This window comes from Nocardia sp. NPDC057353, assembly GCF_042667085.1.
Lineage (GTDB): Bacteria > Actinomycetota > Actinomycetes > Mycobacteriales > Mycobacteriaceae > Nocardia.
Genome location: NZ_JBHVAK010000079.1, coordinates 1 through 24,588 on the forward strand (window position 1 = coordinate 1; position 24,588 = coordinate 24,588).

Below are 24,588 nucleotides of genomic sequence, written 5' to 3' on the forward strand. Positions count from 1 at the left end.
GGATCGGCACCGGCGCGCCCGCCGCGTCCGCAGGCACCGTCGATTCGCTCTACCGGCTCGACTGGACGCCGATCCAAGCGCCGGTCCCGGCACCGGAGCGTTCCTGGACGATGCTCGGCGTCGGCGCGGCGGCCGCGCTGCTCCGCGCCGAGGGCGAGGTGCGCTGCGTGGCCGCGCTCGCCGAGCTGGACGGCGCGCCGGAGACAGTGCTCGTCGCCGTCGAGGAGGGCACCGAGCCGGTGCCGGACACGCACGCCGCGGTCCGGCGCATGGCCGAGCTGACCGCGGAGTGGCTGACCGACAGCCGGTTCGCGCGGTCACGGCTGGTGGTCCTGGTCGCGGCGGGCGGCCTCGGCGGCGCCGCGGTCGGCGGCTGGGTGCGCTCCGCCCAGGCCGAGCACCCCGGCCGGTTCGTCCTGGTCGAGATGGACGAGGTGGCAGCGGGGCCGCTGGCCGCCGCGCTCGCCGCGGGCGAGCCGTGGCTCCGGGTGCGCGACGGCGCGCTGCTCGCGCCGCGGCTGCGGCGGGCCCGCGCGGTGGAGCGGGCCGAACCCCGCTGGCCGGAGTCGGGAACCGTGCTCGTCACCGGCGGGCTCGGTGCACTCGGCGTGGAGGTCGCGCGGCACCTGGTGCGGGCGCACGGCGTCCGGCGGTTGCTGCTCACCGGCCGGCGCGGCGCGGCGACGCCGGGCGCGGAGGAACTGCGGGCCGAGCTGACCGAGCTCGGCGCGGCGGTGACGATCGCGGCCTGCGATCTCGGCGACCGCGCCGCCGTGCGGGCGCTGCTCCACGGTGCGGACGTCACCGGGGTGGTGCACGCGGCCGGGGTGCTGGACGACGGCGTGGTGACCGCGCTGACCCCGGACCGGGTGTCGCCGGTGCTGCGGCCCAAGGTGGATGCCGCCTGGCACCTGCACGAGCTGACCCTCGAGCTTCCGCTCACCGCCTTCGTGCTGTTCTCCTCGGCCGCGGGCGTCGTCGGGACCCCGGGGCAGGCGAACTACGCCGCCGCCAACGCCTTCCTGGACGAACTGGCCAGAACGCGGGCGGCGCTCGGCCTGCCCGCGTCGGCGCTGGCCTGGGGCCGGTGGGAGGCGGGAATGCGGGGGGCGGCCAGGCCGGGCGCCGCCGACGCGCTCTCCGCCGCCGACGGCATGCGGCTCCTCGATGTCGCGGTGGCCTCCGGGGCACCGGCTCTCGTCCCGATGCGGCTGCCCGCGCTCACCGAGCCGGCGCCGCCGCTGCTGCGCGCCATCGCCCCGGCACCGGGCAGGCGGGTGGCGGCGGCCGCGGGCGAGGCCACGGACTCGCTCGGCGACCGGCTCGCAGTGCTCGCCCCGGAGCAGCGCAGCCGGGAGCTGGAGCGGGTGGTGCGGACCGAGGTCGCCGTCGTGCTCGGGCACGCGGGCCCGGACGCCGTCGAGGCCGAGCAGTCCTTCCGCGACCTCGGCTTCGACTCGCTGGCCGCGGTGGAGCTGCGCAACCGCCTCGCGGCGCGCACCGGGCTCACGCTGCCGCCGACGCTGGTCTTCGACCACCCGGGGGTCGCCGTGCTGGCCGGCTACCTGAGCCGGGAACTCGCCGCGGGCACCGCGGACCGCGGCGCCGACCTCGGCGCACAGGTGGAGCTGCTCGCGGAGCGGTTGCGCGCGCAGGCGGCGGCGGGGCACGCGCATCCGCACATCCGGGCCAGGCTGCGCGCGCTGGTCGTCGGGTGGGATCGCGACGAACGCGCGGAACCCGCAACCGCCGACCTGACGACCGCGTCCGACGACGAACTGTTCGGGCTGCTCGACGACAACCTGGGGAACCGGTCATGACGAACGAAACGCCGGACGGCGCGAAGCTGCGCGACTACCTGCGTCGCGCCACCGCCGAGCTGCTGCAGACCAGGCAGCACCTGGCCGAGCTGGAGGCCGCGGCGCGGGAGCCGATCGCGGTGGTGGCCGCGAGCTGCCGGTTCCCCGGCGGTGTCGGGTCGCCGGAGGAGCTGTGGGACCTGGTGGCGGCGGAGCGCGACACCGTCGCCCCGCTCCCGGCCGACCGCGGGTGGCCGCCGGTCGGCGACGGCTCCGCGCCGCACGGCAGCTTCCTCGACGCCCCCGGCGATTTCGACCCGGAGTTGTTCGGCATCTCGCCGCGGGAGGCGCTGGCGATGGACCCGCAGCAGCGGTTGCTGCTCGAGCTGGCCTGGGAAGCCTTCGAGCGGGGCGGGATCGACCCGCTGTCGCTGCGCGGCAGCCGGACCGGCGTCTTCGCCGGCGTGATGTACCACGAGTACGGCGCGCAGGCGACCGCGGTCCCGGAGGACGTCGCCGGCTTTCTCGCCATGGGCACCACCGGGAGCGTCGCCTCCGGGCGGGTGGCATACACCTTCGGCCTGGAGGGGCAGGCCGTGACGATCGACACCGCCTGCTCCTCCGCGCTCGTCGCGCTGCACCTCGCCGCCGCGGCGCTGCGCAACCGGGAGTGCGGGCTGGCGCTCGCCGGTGGGGTGACCGTGCTCTCGACGCCGAGCGTCTTCGCCGAATTCGACCGGCAGGACGGGATCTCGCGCACCGGGCGCTGCCGCCCGTTCGCCGCCGCCGCGGACGGGACGATCTTCGGCGAGGGCGCGGGGCTGGTGCTGCTGGAGCGGTTGTCGGACGCCAGGGCCAACGGGCACCCGGTGCTCGCGGTCGTAGCGGGGTCCGCGGTGAACCAGGACGGCGCCTCGAACGGGCTCACGGCGCCGAACGGCCCGGCCCAGCAGCGGGTGATCTGGCAGGCGCTGGCGAGCGCCGGGCTGACCGCGGCCGATGTGGACGTGGTGGAGGCGCACGGCACCGGTACCGTGCTCGGCGATCCGATCGAGGCGCAGGCGCTGCTCGCGACCTACGGCGCGGACCGGCCTGCGGACCGGCCGCTGCTGCTCGGCTCGATCAAGTCGAACATCGGGCACACCCAGGCCGCGGCCGGGATGGCCGGGCTGATCAAGATGGTGGAGGCGCTGCGCCGCGCCACCGTCCCGGCGACGCTGCACGTGGACGAGCCGTCCCCGCAGGTGGATTGGGCTGCGGGTGCCGTGCGGCCCGTCACCGGCGCCGAGCCGTGGCCCGAGGTGGGGGAGCGGCCGCGCCGGGCGGGTGTCTCCTCCTTCGGGGTCTCCGGCACCAACGCGCACGTGATCCTCGAGCAGGCACCGGCCCCCGTCCCCGAGCCCGAGCCCGAGCCCGAGCCGGGGGTGGTGCCGGTCCAGCTCTCCGCGCGCACGGCGGAATCGCTCGCGGCGCAGGCGAATCGGCTCTCCGCGTGGCTCGGCGAGCAGCGGGCGCCGCGGCTGCGAGACATCGCGCACGCGCTGGCCACCACCCGCGCGGCGCTGCCGCACCGGGCCGTCGTCCTCGCCGCCGACCCGACGGAGCTGCGCATCGGCCTCGACGCGCTCGGGGCGGGGCACAGCTCGGCGCGGGTGCTGCGCGGCACCGCGCGGCAGGGCAGGGTGGCGTTCGTCTTTCCCGGCCAGGGGGCGCAGTGGCCCGGAATGGGCCGGGAGCTGCTCGGCTGCTCCGAGGTGTTCGCGGCCCGCATCCGGGAGTGCGCCGCGGTGCTCGACCCGCTCACCGGCTGGTCGCTGCTCGACGTACTGACCGACCCCGGCGACCGGCTGGACCGGGTGGAGGTGGTGCAGCCGGTGACCTTCGCCGTGCTGATCGCGCTCGCGGCGGTCTGGGAGGCGCACGGGCTGGTCCCCGATGTGGTGGTCGGGCACTCGCAGGGCGAGATCGCGGCCGCGTGCTTTGCCGGTGCGCTGTCGACGGCCGACGCGGCCAGGATCGTGGTGCTGCGCAGCCGGGTGATCGGGAGCGAGCTGGCCGGGCGCGGCGGCATGGCCTCGCTGGCCATGCCCGCCGCCGCGGTGGGCGACCTGCTGGCCGGGCTCGATGTCGGGGTCTCCGTCGCGGCCGTCAACGGCCCGGCCGCCACCGTGGTGGCAGGCCCGGCGGCCGGGCTGGCGGCGGTGCTGGCGGAGTGTGCGGCCATGGACGTGCGCGCCCGCCGGATCGAGGTGGACTACGCCTCGCACACCGAGCAGGTCGCCGCGGTCGCGGACCGGCTCGCCGCCGAGCTGGCCGGGCTCACCCCGCGGCCCGGGCGGATCCCGCTCTTCTCCACGGTGCGCGCGGCGCCGCTGACCGGCGCGGAGCTGGACGCGGCGTACTGGGTCGAGAATCTGCGCGAGCCGGTGCGGTTCGGGGCGGCGATCGAGGCGCTGGTCGGCGACGGCCACCGCTTCTTCGCCGAGATCTCCCCGCACCCGGTGCTCACGCCCGCGATCGAGGAGGCCGCAGCGGCGCTCGGCGTCGATGTGGTCGCCGGTGGCACGCTGCGCCGGGACGACGGCGGCAGGCTCCGGCTGCTGACCGCGCTGGCGACATTCCAGGTGCACGGCGCCGCGGTGCGCCCCGCGCTGCCCGCCGCGGGCGCCGCACCCGTCGCGCTGCCGACCTACCCCTTCCGGCACCGCCGGTTCTGGCTGGATTCCGGCGCGGGGAGCACGTCGGATCCGGCCGCGGAGCCGCTGTGGGACGCGGTGGCGGACGGCTCGGCGCCCGCCGTCGCCGCGCTGCTCGGGCTCGACCCGGAACAGCCGGGGCTCCCCGAGGTCACCGCCGCGCTCGCGCACTGGCGGCGGCGGGCGCGGCGGCAGCACACCGTCGACGGCTGGCGCTACCGGGAGAGCTGGCAGCCCGTCGAGCGGCTCCCCGCCCTGGTGCGCGGCGGGCGGTGGCTGGTGCTCGCGCCGGAGACCGGATCGGGCGCCGCGCTGCGGGCCGCGCTGGCGGCGAGCGGCGCCGAAGCGGTGACCGCCGTCCCCGCGGGTGACCGGGCGGCGATCGCCGGACAGCTCCGCGCGGCGGGGCCGGTGGACGGCGCGCTGCTGCCACTCCGGCGGCACGGCACGGCACCGGACGGAGCCGCCCTCGTCGAGGCGCTGACCGTGGCCCAGGCGTGGATCGATGCCGGGGGCGGCGGGCCGCTGTGGTTCGTCACCACGGCGGCGGTGGCGGTGACGCCGGGCGACCCGCCGGTCCGGCCGGAGCAGAGCGAGGTCTGGGGTCTGGGCCGGGTGCTCGCGCTCGAGCACCCGGCGCTGTTCGGCGGCCTGATCGACCTGGGCGAGGACGCCGACGCCGATGCCGCCGTCGCCGTGCTCGCCGGGTCGGGTGAGGACCAGGTCGCGATCCGCGCGGGCGCCGTGTTCGGCAGACGGCTGGTCAGGGCACCGCTGCGCGGCACAGCGCAGGCGCGGAGCTGGACGCCGCGCGGCACGGTGCTGATCACCGGAGGCACCGGGGAGCTCGGCGCGCACGTCGCCCGCTGGGCGGCGGGCGCGGGCGCCGGGCACCTGGTGCTGCTCGGCAGGCGCGGCGCGGAGGCGCCGGGCGCGGCCGAGCTCGCCGCCGAGCTGCGCGCCGCGGGCACCGCGGTGACGATCACCGCCTGCGACGTGACCGACCGCGCACAGCTGGCGGCGGTGCTCGCGGCGATCCCGCCCGAGCTGCCGCTCTCCGCCGTCGTGCACGCGGCAGGCGTCAACCACAGGGCGGCGGCGGCCGAGCTGACCTCGGGCGAGCTGATCGCGACCAGGGCGGCCAAGGTGCTCGGCGCCGCGCACCTGGACGAGCTGACCGGCGAGCTGGACGCCTTCGTGCTCTTCTCCTCGGGCGCCGCCGCCTGGGGCAGCGCGCAGGAGGCGGCGTACGCCGCGGGCAACGCCTACCTGGACGGCCTCGCCGCCCGCCGCCGCGCCGGGGGCGCACCGGCCACCTCCGTGGCATGGGGGAGCTGGTCCGGCGGCATGGTGGCGGAGGCGGGGGACGAGCTGTCCCGGCGCGGGATTCGCGCCATGCCCGCCGCCGCCGCGCTCGACGCCATGGTCGCCGCCGTCGAGCGGGACGAAGCGCTCTCGATCGTCGCGGACCTGGACTGGCGGCTGTTCGCGCCGATCTTCGCATCGGCCCGGCCGAGCCCGCTGCTCACCGGCGTCCCCGAGGCCGGCGAGGCGCTGCTCGAGCACCCCGCCGACCGGGGCTCGGTCCGGCGCGAGCTGACCGCGGAGCTCGCCGGGTACCCGGCGGCCGAGCGCGAGCGCAGGCTGCTGCGGCTGGTCCGCCGCGAGGTGGCCGCGGTCCTCGGCCACGACGACCCCGCCGCCGTCGACCCGGACACCACCCTGCTGGACCAGGGGCTGGTCTCGCTGACCGCGGTCGAGCTGCGCAACCGGCTCGGCGCGGCGACCGGGGTCGGGCTCGCGACCACCGTGGTCTTCGACCACCCGACCGCCGCCGCGCTGGCCGGGTACCTCGCCGCCGAACTGCTGGCGGACGAGCCGGAGGCGGGCGGCGACGCCGAGGAGATCGCGCTGCGCGAGGTGCTGCGCACCGTCCCGCTCGCCAGGCTGCGGCGGGCCGGGCTGCTCGAGCCGGTGCTCGAGCTCGCCGGGAACGACGACGCGGCACCGATATCCGACGACGACAGCACCGCCATCCTCGCGATGGACACCGACGAACTCGTGCGCATGGCCTTCGAGCGCAGTGAACGCGAATGACGAGAAGCGGAGAATGAACGTGGAAAGGTCAGTGCGCGACGTCGCGGAGGCGCTCCGCCGCTCCCTGCTGGAGAACGAGCGGCTGCGCAGGCAGAACGAGCGGTTGGCAGGCGCCGCGGGCGAGCCGATCGCCATCGTGGCGATGAGCTGCCGGTACCCGGGCGGCATCGAGACGCCCGATGGACTCTGGGATCTCGTTGCCCGCGGCGCCGACGCCATCGGCGGGTTCCCGACGGACCGGGGCTGGGATCTCGCCCGGCTCTTCGATGCCGACCCCGAGGCACGGGGGCACAGCTACTCCACCGAGGGCGGGTTCCTCACCGACCCCGGCGCGTTCGACGCGCGGCTCTTCGGCATCTCGCCCCGCGAGGCACTGGCCATGGACCCGCAGCAGCGGCTGCTGCTGCAGGCGGCATGGGAGTCGTTCGAGCGCGCGGGAATCCCGCCGCTCTCGACGGCGGGGAGCAACGTCGGGGTGTACGTCGGCGGCGGCTCCGGCGACCACCCGTCGGTGCTGGCCGCCGCGGGGAGCGCGCTGGAGGGCGAGGTGCTCACCAGCAGCGCGAGCAGCGTGCTCTCCGGCCGGGTCTCCTACACCTTCGGGCTCTCCGGCCCCGCGATCACGGTGGACACGGCGTGCTCGTCCTCGCTGGTCGCGCTGCACCTGGCGGCGCGGGCGCTACGTGGCGGCGACTGCGACCTCGCGCTCGCGGGCGGAGTCGCCGTCATGCACACGCCCGCCGCCTTCATCGAGGTGTCCAGGCAGCGCGGCCTCGCCGCCGACGGGCGGTGCAAGGCGTTCGCCGCCGCCGCGGACGGCACCGGGTTCGCCGAGGGCGTCGGGCTGGTGCTGCTGGAGCGGCTCTCCGATGCCAGGCGCAACGGCAGGCGGGTGCTCGCCGTCGTGCGCGGCTCCGCGGTGAATCAGGACGGCGCCTCGAACGGGCTCTCCGCGCCGAACGGGGCGGCGCAGCGCAGGGTGGTGCGGCAGGCGCTGGCCGATGCCGGGCTGGAGCCGGGGGAGGTGGACGCCGTCGAGGCGCACGGCACCGGGACGGTGCTCGGCGATCCGATCGAGGCGCAGGCACTGCTGGCGACCTACGGCCGCGACCGGCGGGCGCCGGAGCCGCTGTGGCTGGGGTCGATCAAGTCGAACATCGGCCACACCCAGGCCGCCGCGGGCGTCGCCGGGGTGATCAAGATGGTGCAGGCGCTGCGGCACGGGGTGCTCCCCGCCACCCTGCACGTGGACGAACCGACCCCGCACGTGGACTGGGCGGCCGGCCGGGTCCGGCTGCTCACCGGTGCGCGGGACTGGCCCGCCGCGGAGCGGCCGCGGCGTGCCGGGGTCTCCTCGTTCGGCGTGAGCGGGACGAACGCGCACCTGATCCTCGAACAGGCGCCGGATCCGGAGCCGGCGGTGGCCGCCGCAGGTACCGCAGGCGTGCTGCCGTACCTGGTGACCGGCAAGGATCGGGAGGCGCTCCTGGCCGCCGCGGCGCACCTCGGCGACCTGCTCGCCGCCGACCCCGCGCTGTCCCCGGCCGACCTCGCCTTCGCGCTGGCGACCACCCGCTCCCCGCTGGACGAGCGCGCCGTGGTGCTCGCCGCCGGCCGCGCCGAGCTCGCGGACGGCCTCGCGGCGCTCGCGGCCGACCGGATCTCGGCCGCCGTGGTCCGGGATCGGGTGCGGGCGAAGGGCAGCGGCATTCTGTTCGTCTTTCCCGGGCACGGCTGGCAGTGGGCCGGGATGGCCACCGAACTCCTGCGCGCCGAACCGGTTTTCGCGGCGAAGCTCGCGGAGTGCGCCGCCGAGCTGGATCCGCTGACCGGCTGGTCGCTGGCGGATGTGCTGGCCGCCGACGAGCTGCCCGATGACCGGACCGACGTCATGCAGCCGGTGCTGTTCGCGGTGATGGTGGCGCTGGCCGCGCTGTGGCGCTCCCGCGGGGTCGAGCCGGGCGCGGTCGCCGGGCATTCGCAGGGCGAGATCGCCGCCGCCTGCGTCGCGGGGGTGCTCTCGCTGCCGGACGCCGCGCGGATCGTGGTCCGGCGCTCCCGGCTGTTCGCCGACGAGCTCGCCGGGCGCGGCACGCTGGCGCTGATCGGCGCACCGGTCGCGGCGGTGCGCGAGCTGCTCGCGACCCGCCCCGAGCTCGCGGTCGCCGCGGTCAACAACCCGACCGCCACCGTCGTCGCCGGCGACGAGGAGCCGCTGCGCGAGCTGGTGGCGAGCTGCGTCGCGGCCGGAACCAGGGCGCGGATGCTGCCGGGAACCGTGGCGAGCCACTGCGACCGGGTCGAGCCGCTGCGCGAGCGGCTGCTCGCGGCGGTCGCCGGAATCCAGCCGATGACCTCGGCGATCCCCTTCTACTCCGCGGTGACCGGTGCGATTCTGGCCCCCACCGAGCTGGGGCCGGAGTACTGGTACCGCAATGCCAGGGAGCCGGTCGAGTTCGAGCGGACCGTGCTCGCCGCGCTGTCGGACGGCTTTCACACCGTCGTCGAGCCGAGCGCGCACCCGTGGCTCACCGCGGGGATCGAGCAGACGGCCGAGGCGGCCGGGGCCGAGGTGGTGGTCACCGGGACGCTGCGCCGCGACGACGGGGGCGGCGGGCGGTTCACCGCTGCGCTCGCCGTGCTGCACGCGGCCGGGGTGCCGGTGGACTGGCGGCCGGTCTTCGCGGAGTCCGGCGCGACGCCGATCGAGCTGCCGACCTATCCGTTCGATCGCACCCGCTACTGGATGGAGCCCGCCGCGCACGCGGGCGATCTCGGCGCGGTCGGGCTGACCGCCGTCGACCATCCGCTGCTCGCGGCCGCGGTCTCGGTGGCGAGCTCGGGCGCCGGGGTGATCACCGGTGTGCTCACGCCGCGCGCCCAGCCGTGGCTCGCCGACCACGCGATCGGCGACACCGTTCTGCTGCCCGGCGCCGCCTTCGCCGAGCTGGCGCTGCGCGCGGGCGCCCCGGACGGCTTCGACCGGCTGGAGGAGCTGACGCTGGAGGCACCGCTGGTGCTGCCCGCCGACGGCGCGGCGCAGCTCCAGGTCGAGTTCGCGGCGGCGGGCGCGGACGGCCGCATGGCCGTGCTGATCCACTCGCGCCCCGCGGCGCCCGGCGCGGAAGGATGGCAGCGGCACGCGGCCGCGGTGCTGGTCAGGGCCGATGGGCCGGAACCGGGCGAGGACGCGGAGTGGCCGCCCGCGGGTGCCGAGCCGGTCGGCGATGCCGAGCTGGACGGGCTCTACGACACCATGGCCGCGCTCGGCATGGTCTACGGCCCCGCCTTCCAGGGGCTCGCCGCGGCCTGGCGCACCGGGACGACGGTCTGCGCCGAGGTGCGGGCGCCCGCCGGGCTCGGCGATGCCGAGCGGTACGGGATCCACCCGGCGCTGCTCGACGCCGGGCTGCACGCGCTGGCCTTCGCGCCCGCGGGCGCGGCGCAGGGGCGGCCGCTGCTCCCGTTCGCCTGGCGCGGCGTCACGCTGCACCGCACCGGCGCCACCGCGCTGCGGGTCCGGCTGTCCAGGCAGGAGTCCGGCGCGGTCGCGGTGCGGGTCACCGACGACTCGGGGCGGCCCGTGCTCACCGCCGACGCCGTCACGCTGCGCGAGCTGCCCGCCCGCACCGCCGACGACCTGCTGACCGTCGGCTGGGACGCGGCCGAGCTGGACGGTGAGCGGTCCGATCCGGAGCTGCTGCCCGGCGCCGCGCCGGAGCCGCTGCGCGGCGTCACCGGCGCCGCGGCGCCGGTGTACGTCGAGTTCCGCCAGGACGCCGCCGACGCCGCCGCCGCGCAGCTGGCGGTGCGCCGCGCCCTCGCGCTGGTGCAGAGCTGGCTCGGCACCGCCGAGTTCGACAGCTCGACGCTGGTCGTCGTCACCCGCGGTGCCGTCGGGGCGGAGCAGGCCGGGAGCGCCATCGACCTCGCCGGAGCGGCGGTGTGGGGGCTGCTCCGATCGGTGCAGGCCGAGCATCCGGGGAGGTTCGTGCTCGCCGACCTCGACGACGACCCGCGCTCGCGGCAGCTGCTCGCGGCCGCGGTGCGCACCGGGGAGCCGCAGCTCGCGCTGCGCGCGGGCGCGGCGTTCGTACCCCGGCTGCGCAGGCTCGGCGCGGCGGGCGGCGCGGCGGCCGTGCCGTGGCGGCGCGGCGGCGCCGTGCTGATCGTCGGCGGCACCGGAACCATCGGAGCCGAGCTGGCCAGGCACCTCGTCACCGAGCACGGCGTGCGCGAACTGGTGCTGACCAGCAGGCGCGGCCCGGCCGCGCCCGGCGCCGCGGCGCTGCGGGAAGAGCTGACCGCCGCGGGCGCCGAGGTCACCGTCGCCGCGTGCGACGCCGCCGATCGGGAGGCGCTGCGCGCGCTGCTGGCGACGCTGCCCGAGCTCGACGCGATCGTGCACGCGGCCGTCGTGCTCGACGACGGCGTCGTCACCGCGCAGACCGGGGAGCGGGTCGCCGCGGTGTTGCGGGCGAAGGTGGACGCCGCGTGGAACCTGCACGAGCTGACCAGGGGGCCGCGGCCGCCCGCGCTCGTCCTCTTCTCCTCGGCGGCCGGGTTGCTCGGTACCCCCGGCCAGTCCGGCTACGCCGCCGCCAACACCTACCTGGACGCGCTCGCCGGACTCCGCCGGGCCGAGGGGCTGCCCGGGTTCGCCCTGGCCTGGGGGCGCTGGGCGCGCGCCGACGGGCTCACCGCCGAGCTCGGCGCGGACGACGTGGCGCGGCTCAGCCGGGCGGGCATCGCCGGGATGACGGCTGCCGAGGGGCTGGCGCTGCTCGACGCCGCCGCGGGCACCGGCCTCGCCGCGGTGGTCCCGCTGCGGGTGGACCCGGTCGCGCTGCGCACGGCGGTCGCCGCGGACGCGGCACCGCTGCTGCTGCACGGCCTGGTCCGCACCGTCCGGCGGGCCCGCTCCGGAGACCGTTCGCTGACCCGCAGGCTCGCCGGGCTGCCCGAGCCGGACCAGCGCAAGCTGCTGCTCGACACCGTCGTCACCGAGGCCGGTGCCGTGCTCGGCTACGCCGATACCGGGCGGATCGGCCCGGACGCTGCCTTCGCCGAGCTCGGCTTCACCTCGCTGACCGCCATCGAATTCCGGAATCGGCTCGCCGCGAGCACCGGGCTGCGGCTGCCCGCGACGGTGGTGTTCGACTACCCGACCCCCGCCGAGCTGGCCGGGTTCCTGCGCGAGACGGCGCTCGGCGCCCCCGCGGCGGAGCAGGCGCCTGCGGCGGCACGGGCGGACACCGACGACCCGATCGCCATCGTGGCGATGGGCTGCCGCTACCCCGGCGGCATCGAATCACCCGCCGCGCTCTGGGATTTCGTTGCCGCGGGCCGGGACGCGATCGCACCGTTCCCGCTGGACCGCGGCTGGCGGCTGCCCGCGGAGCGCCGCACCGACCCGGCCCGCGCCGGCGGATTCCTCGACGGCGCCGCCGATTTCGATCCGGCGCCGTTCGGGATCTCGCCGCGCGAGGCGCTCGCGATGGACCCGCAGCAGCGGGTGCTGCTGGAGCTGGCCTGGGAGACCTTCGAGCGGGCAGGCATCGACCCGATGTCGCTGCGCGGCCACCGGACCGGCGTCTTCGCCGGGGTCATGTACCACGACTACGGCGCGCAGGTCACCGAGGTGCCCGAGGAGGTGGCGGGGTTCCTGGCCACCGGGGTCTCCGGCAGCGTCGTCTCCGGCCGGATCTCCTACACCTTCGGGCTGGAGGGGCCCGCCGTCACGGTGGACACGGCGTGCTCCTCGTCGCTGGTCGCGCTGCACTCGGCGCTGCAGGCGCTGCGCTCGGGGGAGTGCGAGATGGCGCTGGCGGGCGGCGTCACCGTGATGGCGACACCGGGCACCTTCGTGGAGTTCTCCCGGCAGGGCGGGCTCGCGGCGGACGGCAGGAGCAAGTCCTTCGCCGCGGACGCCGACGGGACGAGCATCTCCGAGGGCGCGGGGCTGCTGCTCCTGGAGCGGCTCTCCGATGCCCGCAGGAACGGGCACCCGGTGCTGGCGCTGGTCCGCGGCTCCGCCGTCAACCAGGACGGCGCCTCGAACGGCCTGACCGCCCCGAACGGCCCCGCACAGCAGCGCGTGATCAGGCAGGCGCTGCGGTCGGCCGGGCTGACCGCAGCCGACGTCGACGTGGTCGAGGCGCACGGAACCGGGACCGCGCTCGGCGACCCCATCGAGGCGCAGGCGGTGCTCGCGACCTACGGCCTCGACCGCCCCGCGGACCGTCCGGTCCAGCTCGGCTCACTCAAGTCCAACCTCGGCCACACCCAGGCCGCGGCCGGGGTGGCCGGGGTGATCAAAATGGTGGAGGCGCTCCGGCACGGCATCGTGCCGAAGACACTGCACATCACCGAGCCGAGCCCGCACGTGGACTGGGCCGCGGGCGCGGTGCGGCTGGCGACCGAGGCAGCCGACTGGCCGGAGACCGGGAGGCCGCGGCGGGCCGCGGTCTCCTCGTTCGGCGTCAGCGGCACCAACGCGCACGTCATCATCGAGCAGGCACCGCAGGGGGCGGAGGCCGCCCCGGCGCCGGACGACGCGCGGCGCCCGCTCGCGCTGGTGCTCGGCGCGGCGACCGGCCCCGCGGTGCGCGCGCAGGCGGCGGCGCTCGGCGAGCTGCTCGACGGCGGTGCCGACCCCGGCGCCGCCGCCCGCTCGCTCGCGACCGGCCGCGCCGCGCTGGAGCACCGCGCGGTGGTGCTCGGCCTGGATGGCGCCGAGCTGCGGGCGGGGCTGGCCGCGGTGGCCGCAGGCGACGCGGCCGAGCGGGTGCTGCGCGGCCGCGCCGGGCACGGCCGGGTCGCCTTCGTCTTCCCGGGACAGGGTGCGCAGTGGGCCGGGATGGGCCGGGAGCTGCTGCGCGATTCGGCGGTCTTCGCCGAGTGGATCGACCGCTGCGCCGCCGAGATGGACCCGCGCACCGGCTGGTCCCTGCACGCCGTGCTCACCGCGGACGGGCAACCGCCGGAGGCGGTCGACGTCGTGCAGCCCGCCTCGTTCGCGGTGATGGTGGCGCTGGCCGCGGTGTGGCGGGCGGCGGGCGTCGTCCCCGACACCGTGGTGGGGCACTCGCAGGGTGAGATCGCGGCGGCCTGCGTCGCAGGCGCGCTGTCGCTGGCCGATGCGGTGCGCGTGATCGTGGTGCGCAGCAGGCTGATCGCGGCCGAGCTCTCCGGCCGCGGCGGCATGGCCTCGCTCGCGCTGCCGGAGCCGCGCGTGCGCGCGCTGCTCGACCGCACCGGGACGGCGGACCAGCTCGCGGTGGCGGCGCTGAACGGCCCGGAGAGCACCGTCGTCTCCGGCGGCGCCGACGCGCTCGGCCTGCTGCTCGCCGCCTGCGCCGAGGCCGGGGTCACGGCGCGGCGGATCGAGGTCGACTACGCCTCGCACTCCGCCCAGGTCGACGACATCGCGCCCGCCCTCGCCGCGGAGCTCGCCGGGCTCGCGCCGGGCCCGGCCACGGTGCCGATGCGTTCGACGGTCACCGCCGGATACCTCGACGGCGCGGAGCTGACCGCGGAGTACTGGGTGCGGAACCTGCGGGAGCCGGTGCTGTTCCACCCGGCGGTGACGGAGCTGGCGGCAACCCATCGCTTCCTGATCGAGGTGAGCCCGCACCCGGTCCTCGTCCCCGCGATCCAGCGGGTGATCGAGGCGGACGAGGCGCGGGCAGTCACCGTGGGGACGCTGCGCCGCGACGACGGCGGCCTCGATCGGCTGACCGCCTCCTTCGCCGAGGCGTACGTCGCGGGCGCGCCGGTGCGCTGGCCCGAGCTGCTGCCGGACGGGGCGCGGATCGCCCTGCCCACCTACCGCTTCCAGCGGAGCCGGTACTGGCTGGAGGCAACACCGGGTGCCGCGCCGGGAACCGGCGCCGCGGAGGACGCCGAGTTCTGGGCGGCGGTGGACAGCGCGGACCCGGCCGCCGTCGCCGCCGAGCTCGGGATCGATGCCGCCACCACCGACCTGGTGCTGCCCGGGCTGGTGCGCAGGCGGCGGCGTTGGCGCCACCGGTCGGCGCTCGGCTCGTGGCACTACCGCGTCGACTGGCAGCGGATCGAGCCCGCCGGGGCACCGGAGGGGACCTGGCTCGTCGTCGTGCCCGCTGGGCGCGGCGCGGAGCCGGAGACCGCCGCCGTCGCAGGCATCTTCGCCGCCCCGGTGACCTACGAACTCGGCACCGCGGAGCGCGCCCCGCTCGCCACCGAACTGGCCGGCTTCGACACCGTGGCCGGTGTGCTCGCCGTGGGGCTCGCGGCCACCGAGGCGCTGGTCCTGATCCAGGCGCTCGGGGACGCGGGGCTCGCCGCGCCGCTGTGGCTCGCGACCCGCACCGCGGTGGCGAGCGCCGATCCCGATCCGGGGCAGGCGCAGCTGTGGGGCCTCGGGGTGGTGGCCGGGCTGGAGCATGCGCGGCGCTGGGGCGGGCTCGTCGACCTGCCCGAGCACCTGGACGAGCCCGCGCTCGCCCGGCTCGCCGCCGCGCTGGCGGGCGGTTCCGGTGAGGACCAGCTCGCGATCCGGCCGTCCGGCCTCCTGGCACGGCGGATCGTGGCCGACGTCCCCGCCGGGCTGGACGCCGAGCCCGGCTGGCGCACCGGCGGCACCGCGCTCGTCACCGGCGGGACCGGGACGCTCGGCGCGCTGATCGCGCGCTGGGCGGTGCGCAACGGCGCCGAGCGCCTCGTGCTGCTCGGCAGGCGCGGGCCTGCGGCGCCCGGCGCCGCCGAACTCGCGGCCGAGCTGCGCGAACTCGGCGCGGTGGTGACCGTCCTCGCCTGCGATGTCGCCGACCGGGACGAGCTCGCGGCGGCGGTGGCGCTGGCGGACAGCGCCGAGCACCCGCTGCGCACGGTGGTGCACGCCGCCGCCTCGCTGGAGCTCGCCGCGCTGGCGAGCACGACGGCCGCCGAGTTCGAGGCCATGACCCGCGCCAAGGTGCGCGGCGCGGAGGCGCTGGACGAGCTCACCGCCGGGCTCGACCTGGACGCCTTCGTGCTCTTCTCCTCGGTGGCCGGGGTCTGGGGCAGCAGTGCGCACGGCGCCTACTCGGCGGCCAACGCGCACCTCGACGCCTTGGCGCGGCGCCGCAGGGCGGCCGGACGCCCCGCGCTCGCCGTCGCCTGGGGCGTCTGGGGCACGCCGGACATGTGGGACGAGAACCGGATCGTGGAGGGGCTGGTCGTCGGCGAACGCCAGACCAGGCACGGGCTGCCGCCGATGGATCCCGAGATCGCCGTCACCGCGCTGCATCTCGCGCTCGACCGGGACGAGACCGCGGTGCTGATCGGCGATGTGAAGTGGGAGAACTTCGTCCCGCTCTTCACCATGCTGCGGCCGAGCCCGCTGATCACCACGGTGCCCGCGGCGGCGCGGCTGCTCGCGGAGCCGCGCGCCGCGCAGCGCACCGATATCGCGGGCTCGGCGCTGCGCGAACAGCTCTCGGCGCTGTCGGTGCGGGACCGGCTGCTCCGCGCGGTGGAGCTGGTGCGGGCCGGGGTCGCGGCCGTGCTCGGCCACGCGGAGCCCGCCGCGGTCGATCCGGACCGCGCCTTCCAGGAACTCGGCTTCACCTCGCTCTCCGCGGTCGAGCTGCGTAACCGGCTGGCCGAGGTGACCGGGCTGAACCTGCCCTCCACCATGGTCTTCGACCACCCGACCGTGCGCGAGCTGGCCCGCTTCCTGCTCACCGAGGCGTTCGGCGCCGACCCGGCCGCTCCTGAGCCGGTGCCGGAGCCACTGCCCGCCGAGGACGACCCGATCGTGATCGTCGGGATGGCCTGCCGCTACCCCGGCGGCGTCGGATCCCCCGATGAGCTGTGGCAGCTGACGGTGGACGGGGTGGACGCGATCTCCGGCTTCCCCACCGATCGCGGCTGGGATCTGCAGCGGCTGTACCACCCGGATCCGGAGCATCCGGGCACGTCGTACGTGCGGCACGGCGGATTCCTGCGTGACGTCGGCGATTTCGACGCGGCCTTCTTCGGGATCTCACCGCGCGAGGCCACCGCGATGGACCCGCAGCAGCGGCTGCTGCTGGAGACCACGTGGGAGGCGTTCGAGCGCAGCGGGATCGACCCGCTCTCGCTGCGCGGCAGCCGGACCGGCGTCTACGTCGGCGCCAATCCGGCGCCGCAGAGCGGCGGCGGGGCAGGCGCGATCGACGGCCTGGCGATGACCGGAAACCTGTCGAGCGTGCTCTCCGGCCGGGTGTCGTACGTCTTCGGCCTGGAGGGCCCCGCGGTCACGGTGGACACCGCCTGCTCGTCCTCGCTCGTCGCCATGCACCTCGCCGCGCAGGCGCTGCGTTCGGGAGAGTGCGGGCTCGCGGTGGCGAGCGGGGTGATGGTGATGCTGTCGCCCGCCGGGTTCATCGGGTTCTCGCAGCAGCGCGCCCTCGCGCCGGACGGCCGCTGCAAGGCCTTCGCCGCGGGCGCCGACGGGATGGCCTTCGCCGAGGGCGTCGGCGTCGTCGTGCTGGCGCGGCGCTCCGAGGCGGAGCGCGCAGGCCACCCGGTGCTCGCGGTGCTGCGCGGGTCCGCGGTCAACCAGGACGGCGCCTCCAACGGCATGACCGCGCCGAACGGCCCCGCGCAGCAGCGCGTGATCCGTGCCGCGCTGCGCCGGGCCGGGCTCGCCGCCGCGGAAATCGACGTGGTCGAGGCGCACGGCACCGGCACCGCGCTGGGTGACCCCATCGAGGCGCAGGCGCTGCTCGCCACCTATGGCCGCGACCGCGCCCCGGACCGGCCGCTGCTGCTCGGCTCGATCAAGTCGAACATCGGCCACACCCAGGCCGCGGCGGGCGTCGCCGGTGTGATCAAGGTGGTGCAGGCGCTGCGGCACGGCATCGTCCCCGCCACCCTGCACGCGGGCGAGCCGACCGCGGAGGTGGACTGGTCCGCAGGGACGGTCGAGCTGGTCACCGCCACCACGCCGTGGCCGCGGAGCGACCGGCCGCGGCGGGCCGCGGTCTCGTCCTTCGGGATCAGCGGGACCAATGCCCACGTGATCCTGGAGCAGGCGCCCGCCCGCGCCGCCGAACCCGCGCCCGCGCCCGCCCGCGTCCTCCCGTTCCCGGTCTCCGCGCGCTCGGAGCGGGCGCTGCGGGCACAGGCCGCGCGGCTGCTCGCGTTCCTGGAGCGGACGCCGGAGCCGAGCGGGGCCGAGCTCGCCTGGTCGCTGATCGATACCAGGGCCGCGCTGGAGCACCGGGCGGTGGTGCTCGCCGCCGACCGGGCCGAGCTCACCGCGGGGCTGGCCGCGCTCGCCGCGGGCGAACCCACCGCCGCGGTGCTCGACGGCCGCGCGCGGGCAGGCGGGATCGCCTTCGTCTTCCCCGGTCAGGGCGCGCAGCGCGCCGGGATGGGCCGGGAGCTGTACGCCGCGTACCCGGCCTTCGCCGCCGCTTTCGACGAGGTCTGCGCGGCGGCCGACCCGCTGCTCGGCCGCCCACTGCGCGAGGTGGCCTTCGATCCGGAGCAGGCCGAGCTGCTCGCCAGGACCGAGTACGCCCAGCCCGCGCTCTTCGCGCTCGGCCTCGCGCTGTTCCGCTTGCTGGAGAGCTACGGCGTCACCCCGGATTTCCTGATCGGGCACTCGGTGGGCGAGCTCACCGCGGCCTGCGCGGCGGGCGCGCTGCCGGTGGCCGACGGAGCGCGGCTCGTCGTCGCGCGCGGCACGCTGATGCAGGGGCTGCCCGCGGGGGGCGCCATGGTGGCGGTGCAGGCCACCGAGGCCGAGGTGGCCGGGCAGCTCGCCGCCGACCTCGCGCTCGCCGCGGTGAACGGGCCGCGGTCGGTGGTGCTCTCCGGCGCCGCGGCCGCCGTCGAGCTCGCGGCCGCGCACTTCGCGGAGCTGGACCGCAAGGTGACGCGGCTGGAGGTCTCGCACGCCTTCCACTCGGCGCTGCTCGACCCGATGCTCGGCGCGTTCGAGCGGGTCTGCGCCGGAATGCGGTTCGCGGAGCCGCGGATTCCGGTGATCTCGAACCGGACCGGCGAGCCGGTCACCGCCGAGCAGTGGGGTGCGCCCGACTACTGGGTGCGGCACGCCAGGGAGACCGTGCGCTTCGCGGACGGCATCCGGTCGCTGCTGGCCCGCGAGGTGCGCGGCTTCGTCGAGCTGGGGCCGGACGCGACCGCGACCGCGTCGGTGCTCGGCGTGCTCGAACCGGACGAGCGCGCCGAGGTCGTCGCGGTGCCGGTGGCGCGCGCCGACCGCGACGCCGAGCGGACGCTGCTCGCCGCGCTGGCCGCGCTCGGGGTGGCAGGCGGTGACATCGGCTGGGCCGCGTGGTTCGGCGGGCGGCCGCCGCGGCCGGTCCCGCTCCCCACCTACGCCTTCCAGCACCGGCGCTTCTGGCCGGAGCCCGGCGTTCCCGCCGCCCCGCCGGTCGAGACCGACGCCGGGCTGTGGCAGGCCATCGAGCACGGCGACCTCGCCGCGCTCGCCGCCGAACTCGAGGTCGAGCCAGGCCCGCTCGGTGCCGTGCTGCCCGGGCTGGCGCGGTGGCGCGAGCGCCGGGCGGGTGCGGCGGAGGCCGAGCGCTGGCTGTATCGGGAGACCTGGGCGCCGGTCACGCCGACGAGCGCCGTGCCGCAGGGGGACTGGTTGGTCGTGGTGCCGCCGGGCGGCGCCCCGGCGGCGCTGACCGCGGTGCTCGGGCAGACCGCCGCGGTCACCGTGCTCGAGGTCGGCGCTGCGGAGACGCGGGCCGGGCTCGCCGCCCGCATCGGCGCGCTGCCCCCGCAGGCGGGGGTGCTCTCGCTGCTCGGCACCGACGAGCGCCCTGCCCCCGGATTCCCGGTGCTCACCGCCGGTTTCACCGGCACCGCGCTGCTCGTTCAGGCGTTGCACGACCTGGCCGCGGCGACCCGCGTGTGGTGCGTGACCGTCGACGCGGTCACCGCAGACCCCGCCGACCGGGCGAACGGCGCGGCGCAGATGCCGGTCTGGGGGCTCGGCCGGGTGGCGGCACTGGAGTACCCGGAGCGCTGGGGCGGGCTGATCGACCTGCCCGCGGACAGTTCGGCGGCGGACCTCGCGGTGCTGCCCGCGCTGCTGGCAGGCGCGGGCGCGGAGGATCAGCTCGCCGTGCGCGACGGCCGGGCGTACGGCCGCAGGCTCACCCGCGCGACCGTGCCCGCGGACGGCGGGACCCCGTGGCGCCCGGCCGGGACGGTGCTCGTCACCGGCGGCACCGGCGCGCTCGGCGCCAGGGTGGCGCGCTGGGCCGCGGCGAACGGCGCGGGCCACCTGCTGCTGCTCGGGCGGCGCGGCCCCGACGCGCCGGGGGCGGCGGAGCTCGCGGCCGAGCTGCGCGGATCCGGGGCCGCGGTCACCATCGCGGCCTGCGACGTCGCCGATCGCGATGCGGTGGCCGCGCTGCTCGCGGCGCTCCCGGCGGACCAGCCGCTGACCGCGGTGGTGCACGCGGCCGGGGTGCCGGTGGAGCGCATGCTCGCCGACACCGGGATCGACGAGTTCGCCGCCGCCATGGCGGCCAAGGCCGGTGGCGCCACGGTGCTGCACGAACTGACCGCGGACCTCGGGCTCGCGGCCTTCGTGCTGTTCTCCTCGGGCGCGGCGGCCTGGGGCAGCGCCGCCAACGCCGCCTACGCGGCGGGCAACGCCTTCCTCGACGGCCTCGGCAGGCGGCGCCGCGCGGCCGGGCTGGCCGCCACCACGGTGGCCTGGGGGAACTGGGGCGGCGGCGGCATGACCGAGGGCGGCACCGCGCAGGAGGCGCTGACCAGGCGCGGTATCCGCCCAATGGCGCCGGAGCCCGCGTTCGCGCTGCTGTTGCGAGCGATCGCGCACGGGGAGACCGGGCTCACCGTCGCCGATATCGACTGGAAGCGCTTCGCCGGGCCGTTCACCCTCGCCCGGCCGAGCGCGCTCATCGCCGCGATCCCCGAGGCGGTGCCCGCCCCCGCCGACCCGGGCGGCGCCGCGGGCGCCGAGCTCGGGCAGCGGCTGGCCGGGCTCGCCGCCGCCGACGCGGAGGCGGTGCTGACCGACCTGGTCGCCGCCGAGGTCGGCGCGGTGCTCGGCTACTCCGGCGCGCACCTCGACGATCTGGATCGCCCGTTCGCCGAGCTCGGCTTCGACTCGGTGACCGCGGTCGAGCTCGGCACCAGGCTCTCCCGGCGCACCGGCCTCGCGCTGCCCGCGACGCTGGTCTTCGACCACCCCACCGCCGCCGCGGTGGCCGCCCTGCTCGCGGCGGAGCTGGGCGGGGCTGCGGGCGCCGGGTCGGTCCTTGCCGACCTCGACCGGCTGGAGGGCCGGGTGGCCGCGGTCCAGGACGAGGAGACGAGGGCCGGGCTCACCGCCCGGCTGCGGAGCCTGCTCGCGACGCTCGACGACGCGGCCGATACGGGCGGGGCCGGGCTCGATACCGCCACCGACGACGAGATCTTCGACCTCATCGACCGGGACCTCGGTGTGCTGTGACCGACGCCGCGCCCCGAACCGACAAGCGAGAGAAAGCGACAATCGTGAACGACGCAGGCACCGGCGGGATCCTTTTCGCCGCCAACCCGGACTCGGGCCTGATCAACCCGCTGCTCACGCTGGCGGCGGAGCTCGCCGCGCGGGGCGGGACCGAGCTGTGGTTCGCCTCCACCGACGACCGCAAGGCCGCGATCGAGGCGACCGGCCGGACCGGCTTCGTCTCGGTCGGCGCGCGCGACCCCGGCCTCGACCCGGCGAACTGGGGCGCCGACACCTACCGCGCGCTCTGCTCGGGATCCATGCTGCGCCGGTTCGACGCCTTCCTGGACGCCGTCTCCGCGCCGGAGGACGTCTGGGCGAAGTACCGTGCGCTCACCGGCCGGCTCGGCCGGATCGCCCCCGCGCTGGTGGTGGCGGACTCGTCGAGCACCTGGGCGATGGACGCGGCCATGGCGCACGGCATCCCCTACGTCATGACGGTGCCGATCCCGATCAGCAGCGTCTACTTCGAACGGCTGCCGCGCCGGTTCCCGGTCCCCTTCAGCGGCCTGCCGCAGCGCATGACCCGCGCCCAGCGGTTCGCGAACCTCCGGTTCCGGCTCGGCAGCCGGATCGCGCTCGTCAGACCGTCCCGGCTGCGCGCGGCCGCGCCGCTGGCACGCAACCGCCGCGCGGCGGGGCTGCCCAACCCGCACGGCCTCCCCTCCGGGTACGCGGACCTCGCCGCGGGGGTGCTCGCGTTCACCGTCCCCGAGCTCGAGCTCCCCTTCGACACCCCCGAGAACCTGCGGTTCGTCGGTGCGATGGTGCCCGATGGCAGGCACGACCTCCCGGCGGGCGACGACCTCGCGACCTGGCTCGACCGGCACGAGTCGATCGTCTACATCGGGTTCGGCACGATCATGCGGCTGAGCCGGGCCCAGCTGCACGCGATCCTCGGCGTGGTCGAGGCGCTGGGGCCGGAGCACCACGTGCTCTGGAAGCTCCCCGCCGACCAGCGCGCCGAGCTGCCCGCCGAGCTGCCGCCGAATCTCAGGGTGGAGACCTGGGTCGCGTCGCAGCTCGCCGTCCTCGCCCACCCCAACGTCCTGGTCTTCTTCAACCACGGCGGCGGCAACGGGGTCAACGAGGGGCTGTACTTCGGCAAACCGCTGCTGGTGCTGCCCTTCTGGGTCGACTGCCACGATTTCGCCGCGCGGGTGGTGGAGAGCGGCGCCGGGCTGGCCGTCCCGCACGAGCCGGAGCTCGACGGCACCCGCATCCGGCGCGAGCTGACGCGGCTGCTGAACGAACCGGAGTTCACGACGCGGGCGCTGCGGCTGGCCGCCGCCCACCGGGCCGCGGGCGGGGTCGGCGCAGGCGCCGATCTGATCGCCGCCGCGCGCCGCCCGGTTGAAGCCTGATTCGAGTGAGAACGGAGACATACCCATGACCGAACGTGCGTTGATCACCGGAATTACCGGGCAGGACGGCTCATACCTGGCCGAACACCTGCTGGAGCAGGGGTACGAGGTGTGGGGGGTCGTGCGCGGGCAGACCGAGCCGCGGTTGCCGCTGGCGCCGCACCTGGCGGCGCACGTGCGGTTCGCGCGCGGCGACCTGCTCGATCAGGGGAGCCTGATCTCGACGGTGGAGAAGGTCGCGCCGACCGAGGTGTACAACCTCGGCGCCATCTCGTACGTGCCGCTCTCCTGGCAGCAGGCCGAGATCACCGCCGAGGTGACCGGGATGGGCGTGCTCCGCATCCTGGAGGCGATCCGGATCGTGGACGGCGTGCGGGCCTCGCGCTCGGCGTCGAACTCCGGCATTCGCTTCTACCAGGCGTCGTCGTCGGAGATGTTCGGCAAGGTGCGCGAGACCCCGCAGAACGAGCTCACCTCCTTCCACCCGCGCAGCCCCTACGGCGTCGCGAAGGCATACGGGCACTACATCACCCAGAACTACCGCGAGTCGTACGGGATGCACGCCTCGTCCGGCATTCTCTTCAACCACGAATCGCCGCGGCGCGGGCCGGAGTTCGTGACCCGCAAGGTGACGCTCGGGGTGGCGCGGATCAAACTCGGCCTGGCCTCGGAGCTGCGCCTCGGCAACCTGGATGCGCAGCGGGACTGGGGCTTCGCCGGTGACTACGTACGGGCCATGCACCTGATGGTGCGGCAGCAGGCCGCGAGCGACTACGTGATCGGCACCGGGCGGATGCACACCGTCCGCGAGTTCGTCGCGGCGGCCTTCGCCTGCGTCGACCTGGACTGGAACGACTACGTGACGGTGGACCCGGGGCTGGTGCGCCCGGCCGAGGTCGACCTGCTGTGCGCGGATTACGGCAAGGCGCACCGTGAGCTCGGCTGGCAGCCTGCCATGCCCTTCGAGGAGCTGGTCGCGAGCATGGTCGAGTCGGATCTGCAGCTGCTCGCCCCCGGGGTCGGGGCGGAGAGGACCGCGCTGTGAACAGCGATGCAGGGCACACCGAGGACAAGCTGCGCGCCTACCTGAAGCGGGTGACGGCGGAGCTGCAGGCCACCAGGAAACGGCTGCGGGAGGCGGAGGCAGGGCCGGACGAGCCGGTGGCGATCGTCGCGATGAGCTGCCGCCTGCCCGGCGCCGCGGACTCGCCGGAGCGGCTGTGGGAGCTGGTGGCCGCAGGCACCGACGCCATCGGCGCACCCCCCGAGCACCGCGGCTGGGACGGCGCGGGCGCGATCAGCGGCGGCTTCGTCGAGGACGCGGCGGATTTCGACGCCGAGCTGTTCGGGATCTCGCCGCGCGAGGCGCTGGCCATGGATCCCCAGCAGCGGCTGCTGCTGGAGGCGGCCTGGGAGGTGTTCGAGCGCGCCGGGCTCGACCCGCTGTCGCTGCGGGGCAGCCGGACCGGGGTCTTCGTCGGCGGCACCTCGCAGGATCACGCGGTGAAGGCGGCCTTCGGCGGCGCGGACACCGAGGGATACCTGCTGGCGGGCAGCGCGGGGAGCGTGCTCTCCGGCCGGGTCGCGTACACCTTCGGGCTGGAGGGGCCCGCGCTGACGATCGACACCGCCTGCTCGTCGTCGCTGGTGGCGCTGCACGTGGCGGGGCGCGCGCTGAACAGCGGCGAGTGCTCGCTCGCGCTCGCGGGCGGGGTGGCCGTGATGTCGACGCCGAGCGTCTTCGCCGAGTTCACCACCCAGGAGGGGCTCTCCGCGAGCGGGCGCTGCAAGTCGTTCGCCGCGGGCGCCGACGGCACCGCGTGGGGCGAGGGGGTCGGGCTCGTGCTGCTGGAGCGGCTCTCGGACGCCCGCCGCAACGGGCATCGGGTGCTCGCGGTGGTGCGCGGCAGCGCGGTGAACCAGGACGGCGCCTCGAACGGCCTCACCGCGCCGAACGGCCCGGCGCAGCAGCGGGTGATCCGGGCCGCGCTGGCCCGCGCCCGACTGACGCCCGCCGACATCGACGTGGTGGAGGCGCACGGCACCGGCACCGTGCTCGGCGATCCGATCGAGGCGCAGGCGCTGCTGGCCACCTACGGCGCGGACCGGCAGGCGGA

6 protein-coding genes are annotated in these 24,588 nt (G+C 76.6%); all 6 read left to right on the forward strand.

The window, feature by feature from the left end; all coding sequences use genetic code 11:
- A partial coding sequence (locus tag ACFUUZ_RS28465) for an SDR family NAD(P)-dependent oxidoreductase (RefSeq protein WP_378701518.1) occupies positions 1–1,820 on the forward strand: 1,820 nt, incomplete at its 5' end.
- Positions 1,817–6,592: a type I polyketide synthase gene (locus tag ACFUUZ_RS28470; protein ID WP_378701520.1), complete on the forward strand. Its 4,776-nt coding sequence runs from the start codon at positions 1,817–1,819 to the stop codon at positions 6,590–6,592. The genes ACFUUZ_RS28465 and ACFUUZ_RS28470, both read left to right, overlap by 4 nt.
- A gap of 13 nt (positions 6,593–6,605) precedes the next feature.
- Positions 6,606–21,068, forward strand: coding sequence for a type I polyketide synthase (locus tag ACFUUZ_RS28475; protein ID WP_378701523.1), 14,463 nt, complete (start codon positions 6,606–6,608; stop codon positions 21,066–21,068).
- Between the two features lie 44 nt (positions 21,069–21,112).
- Positions 21,113–22,471: a glycosyltransferase gene (locus ACFUUZ_RS28480; RefSeq protein WP_378701525.1), complete on the forward strand. Its 1,359-nt coding sequence runs from the start codon at positions 21,113–21,115 to the stop codon at positions 22,469–22,471.
- 25 nt (positions 22,472–22,496) lie between these two features.
- Positions 22,497–23,516: a GDP-mannose 4,6-dehydratase gene (locus ACFUUZ_RS28485; RefSeq protein WP_378701526.1), complete on the forward strand. Its 1,020-nt coding sequence runs from the start codon at positions 22,497–22,499 to the stop codon at positions 23,514–23,516.
- On the forward strand, positions 23,513–24,588 hold a 1,076-nt coding region (locus ACFUUZ_RS28490), incomplete at its 3' end, for a beta-ketoacyl synthase N-terminal-like domain-containing protein (RefSeq protein ID WP_378701527.1). The genes ACFUUZ_RS28485 and ACFUUZ_RS28490, both read left to right, overlap by 4 nt.

Excerpts from the sequence above, each read along its gene's own strand:
- ACFUUZ_RS28475 (WP_378701523.1), top strand. The coding sequence starts at position 6,606 with ATGAACGTGGAAAGGTCAGTGCGCGACGTCGCGGAGGCGCTCCGCCGC.
- ACFUUZ_RS28485 (WP_378701526.1), top strand. The coding sequence starts at position 22,497 with ATGACCGAACGTGCGTTGATCACCGGAATTACCGGGCAGGACGGCTCA.
- ACFUUZ_RS28470 (WP_378701520.1), top strand. The coding sequence starts at position 1,817 with ATGACGAACGAAACGCCGGACGGCGCGAAGCTGCGCGACTACCTGCGT.